This window comes from Erwinia sp. (assembly GCF_031978025.1).
Classification (GTDB): domain Bacteria; phylum Pseudomonadota; class Gammaproteobacteria; order Enterobacterales; family Enterobacteriaceae; genus Erwinia.
In genome coordinates, this window is the sequence record NZ_DALZCD010000334.1 from 1 (window position 1) to 4116 (window position 4116).

Annotated in this window: 6 protein-coding genes; 2 read left to right on the top strand and 4 right to left on the bottom strand. The window is 53.0% G+C overall.

Annotated features, from left to right (window positions below):
* The 4 genes from RTK32_RS19595 to RTK32_RS19610 all read right to left on the bottom strand — a co-directional run.
* A partial coding sequence (locus RTK32_RS19595; protein WP_312046903.1) for a YcgN family cysteine cluster protein occupies window positions 1-331 on the bottom strand: 331 nt, incomplete at its 3' end.
* A gap of 63 nt (window positions 332-394) precedes the next feature.
* Window positions 395-1054 (bottom strand): fumarylacetoacetate hydrolase family protein, encoded by a 660-nt coding sequence (locus RTK32_RS19600; RefSeq protein WP_312046905.1) that lies wholly within the window; start codon window positions 1052-1054, stop codon window positions 395-397.
* A 29-nt stretch (window positions 1055-1083) separates the two neighbouring features.
* Window positions 1084-2142 (bottom strand): lytic murein transglycosylase, encoded by a 1059-nt coding sequence (locus RTK32_RS19605; RefSeq protein ID WP_312046906.1) that lies wholly within the window; start codon window positions 2140-2142, stop codon window positions 1084-1086.
* Window positions 2143-2230: 88 nt separating this feature from the next.
* Window positions 2231-2506 carry a YcgL domain-containing protein gene (locus RTK32_RS19610; protein WP_312046908.1) on the bottom strand — a complete coding sequence of 92 codons (276 nt, stop codon included), beginning with the start codon at window positions 2504-2506 and terminating at the stop codon, window positions 2231-2233.
* A gap of 155 nt (window positions 2507-2661) precedes the next feature.
* Here RTK32_RS19610 and minC point away from each other — a divergent pair, with 155 nt between their 5' ends.
* Window positions 2662-3351 (top strand): septum site-determining protein MinC, encoded by a 690-nt coding sequence (gene minC, locus RTK32_RS19615; protein WP_312046909.1) that lies wholly within the window; start codon window positions 2662-2664, stop codon window positions 3349-3351.
* A 42-nt stretch (window positions 3352-3393) separates the two neighbouring features.
* On the top strand, window positions 3394-4116 hold a 723-nt coding region (minD, locus tag RTK32_RS19620), incomplete at its 3' end, for a septum site-determining protein MinD (protein WP_312046911.1).

Below are 4116 nucleotides of genomic sequence, written 5' to 3' on the forward strand. Positions count from 1 at the left end.
CGCTACGCAGCGGATGCCAGACAGGCAGGTTTTTACCTTCTGCCAGTACGCGATAGGCACAGCTTGGCGGCAGCCAGGAAAACGTCGGCAGATTATCACGCGTCAGCTTGATGCAATCTTCTTCCAGTTCGAAGCGGCGCTCGTAGTTACGGCACTGACAGGTTTTGATATTAAGCTGGTTGCAGGCGACGTTAGTAAAATAGATTTCGTCGGTATCGGCGTCCTGAAGCTTGTTCAGACAGCACTGGCCGCAGCCGTCGCAAAGGGATTCCCATTCCTCGTCGCTCATTTGCTCCAGCTTTTTTTGCTGCCAGAAAGGGGTATCGCTCATTTTGCTGTCCTGTTTAGTTAAAAGCCCGCACCTTATAAACAGTTCGGGCCTGAGTTGCAAGTCTTACAGTACACGAGTCGCTACGCCATGTCCGCCCAGCGACACCTCGAGCGTATCGCCAGATGACATTGGACCCACGCCTTCCGGCGTACCTGTCAGGATAATATCGCCAGCATGCAACGTGAAAAATTTACTCATGTAGGCAATCAGCGGCAGGATTTTGTGGATCATATCTGCCGTAGAACCTTGCTGACGCACTTCGCCATTCACGATTAACTTCAGTTCGATATCCTGCGGATCCGCGCCCAGCTCGCCCGCTGAGATAAAACCCGAAACCGGACAGGCATTATCGAAGCCCTTGGCTTTTTCCCACGGCTGCCCTGCTTTTTTGCAGCCAGCCTGCACGTCACGCAACGTTAAATCCAGCGCCACTCCGTAGCCCGCAATCGCTTTTGCCACATGTTCTTCCGTCGCCTGCTTTAGCGTGGCGCCAATCAGCACAGCCAGTTCAACTTCATGATGAACCGCACCCAGATCTTTCGGGATCGACAGCGGCTGACGAAGATCGCAAAGCGCGGTTTCCGGCTTAATGAACAGGACGGGCTCAGCAGGCGTTGCGCTGCCCATCTCTTTGATGTGTTTAGCATAGTTGCTACCTACGCAGACGACTTTGCTCACCGGATAATCCAGTAAAGCGCCCTGCCAGTTATGATGCTGATACATACTGTTCCCCTGCCTGTTTGCGTGAGTGGTCAGTGGACCACATCCTGTTGAGAAATGGCGTCGGCCATCATGCCGATACTGATAGCGAAATAATAAGACCGGTTCCAGTGCATGATGACGCGGAAGTTGTCATAAACCATAAATGCGCGGCCCGGTGCATCATCGGGCAGAATGATCCAGCCGCGCTGAGCGTTATCCGGCAAAGGTGCGTCATCGCTGAAGCGCACGCCCAGTTTTTGCCACTCACCCACCGATTTCGCCTGGTCGGTTTTTAGCCCTGCCTGCGCCTTTACAAAATCCGCAGGCAGGATCGCTTCCTGGCCCCAGCGCTCGCCCGGTTTCCAGCCTTCTGTTGCCAGATAATTTGCTGTAGAAGCAAAAACATCCTCTACGTTATTCCAGATATCGATTTGCCCGTCACCGTCACCGTCTGCACCGTAGCGCAGGAAAGAAGAAGGCATGAACTGATTCTGCCCCATCGCGCCCGCCCATGACCCTTTCATCTGCGCCGGGCTGAGATGCTGCTGCTGAATAATTCGCAGCGCCGCCATCAGTTCTTTAGTAAAGAAGGCTTCACGGCGCCCTTCAAAAGCCAGCGTCGCCAGGGCGGAAACAATCTCTTCTTTCCCCTGGATTTTGCCGAAGCTGCTTTCCATCGCCCAGAGCGCGACGATATATTCCGGCTGCACGCCATAGCGCTGGCTGACCGCCTGAAGCTGCGGCAGATATTGCTGGGCGTTTTCGCGTGCACGCTGTTTTTTCCATTCCGGCAGCGTGCGTGTCAGATAGTCGTCCAGCGTCACTTTCTTTTCCAGCTGGTTACGGTCGGCAGAAATAGCACGGTCTACGAAATGAATATTGCTGAAAGCGGTGTCGATAGTCGCTGCGTCAATGCCCTGTTCCTGCGCCTGTTGCCTGAGCCGGTCAACATAAGCAGGGAACTCGGCCGGGTCGCGCCCGGTAGCGGCCAGCGTGGTTTTCGACTGCGCTGGCGCGGCAGTTTGCTTCTCAAGGGCTTTACTGTTGTGACTGGTACATCCGGCCAGCAGCAGGGAAGAAATAAACAAGGTGAAGTAAGGTTGCTTCATAAAAGGCCCTTTTTACGTCCTTCCCGCCGCCCATTATTGGCTGCGGGAAAGAACAGCGGTGGGAAAATAGCGTGCAGATGATTCCTAATTAATCTTTTTTATCTTTTTCCAGATGCATCTTAAGCAAACTTTCCACCGGCGGCGGCACCTGTAAATAATAACCCTGCTCAGACAGCGCCGTTTTCACTTTTTCCTGGTCCGCATTAGCCAGACGTTTGCTGCCATCCAGTGGCAGGACCATCGCCAACTGGGGTTTACCAAATCCCTGAAGCAGCTCGGCAGGCACGCGCGAGAAATCGTCTTTTTTTTCAACATAAAGATAAGTCTGGTCACGCTTAGGACTTCTGTAGATCACACAAAACATATTTTTTACTCGAATTAACCTGGTCGGTGGCTTGCCTGAATATAGCAGTAACTATAACATGCTTGCTGAACTTCGGAATATCGTCCGGGCGCGATTAGCCGTCACTCTGACGCAGATTGCGCCGGGATTGGAAATAACAGGACTGAGCGGGACAGATGTCACAAACGCCAATCGAGTTAAAGGGCAGCAGTTTTACTCTGTCTGTAGTTCACTTACATCACCACGATGCGGATGTGGTGCGCCAGGCCCTTCAGGATAAAGTCAACCAGGCTCCCGCTTTTCTGAAAAACGCGCCGGTTGTGCTGAATGTTTCTACGTTGACCAGCGAGGTTAACTGGCGGCAGATGCAGCAGGCTATCGCGTCTACTGGCCTGCATATTGTCGGCGTCAGCGGCTGCAAGGATGACGCGCTTAAACGCGTGATTGTGCGTGCCGGTTTGCCGCTGCTGTCTGAAGGCAAAGAGCAAAAGCCTGCGCCTGCGCCTGAACCGGTGAAACCCGCTGAGATCCCGGCGGCCAGAACGCGCGTAATCAACGCGCCCGTTCGCTCTGGCCAGCAAATATACGCGAAAAACTGCGACCTGATCGTCACCAGCAGCGTGAGCGCAGGTGCCGAACTGATAGCCGATGGCAATATTCATATCTATGGCATGATGCGTGGCCGGGCCTTAGCCGGGGCCGGCGGCGATCGCGACTGCCAGATTTTTTGTACAAATTTATCCGCAGAGTTGGTTTCCATTGCCGGTGAGTACTGGATTATGGATCAAATCCCTGCTGAATTTTTTGGAAAAGCGTCACGTCTTTGTTTAAAAGATGGCGCCCTGACTATACAGACACTGAACTGAGCAAGGCTCACGAGCCCTTTCTTTTCTTAAGGAAATTATTATATGGCACGCATTATTGTTGTTACATCGGGTAAAGGAGGCGTGGGCAAGACCACGTCCAGCGCGGCCATCGCTACCGGTTTAGCCCAGAAAGGTAAAAAAACCGTCGTGATCGATTTCGATATCGGTTTACGAAATCTCGATCTGATCATGGGCTGTGAGCGCCGGGTAGTTTACGATTTTGTTAACGTTATCCAGGGTGACGCCACGCTTAATCAGGCACTGATTAAAGATAAGCGTACCGAAAATCTTTTTATCCTGCCTGCTTCGCAGACGCGTGATAAAGATGCACTGACCCGTGAAGGCGTGGAAAAAGTACTCAATGATTTGGCGACGATGGCGTTCGATTTTATCGTATGCGATTCGCCGGCGGGCATTGAAACCGGCGCGCTGATGGCGCTCTATTTCGCTGATGAAGCGATTATTACCACCAACCCGGAAGTTTCCTCTGTACGTGACTCCGACCGTATTCTTGGCATTCTTTCTTCCAAGTCTCGCCGCGCTGAAAACGGTCAGGATGCAATTAAAGAACATCTGCTGCTCACCCGTTACAATCCGGGCCGCGTTAGCCGGGGTGATATGCTGAGCATGGAAGACGTGCTGGAGATCCTGCGCATTCCACTGGCGGGCGTGATCCCTGAAGATCAGTCCGTGCTGCGCGCATCTAACCAGGGCGAACCGGTCATTCTGGATACCGAATCCGACGCGGGCAAAGCCTATGCCGAT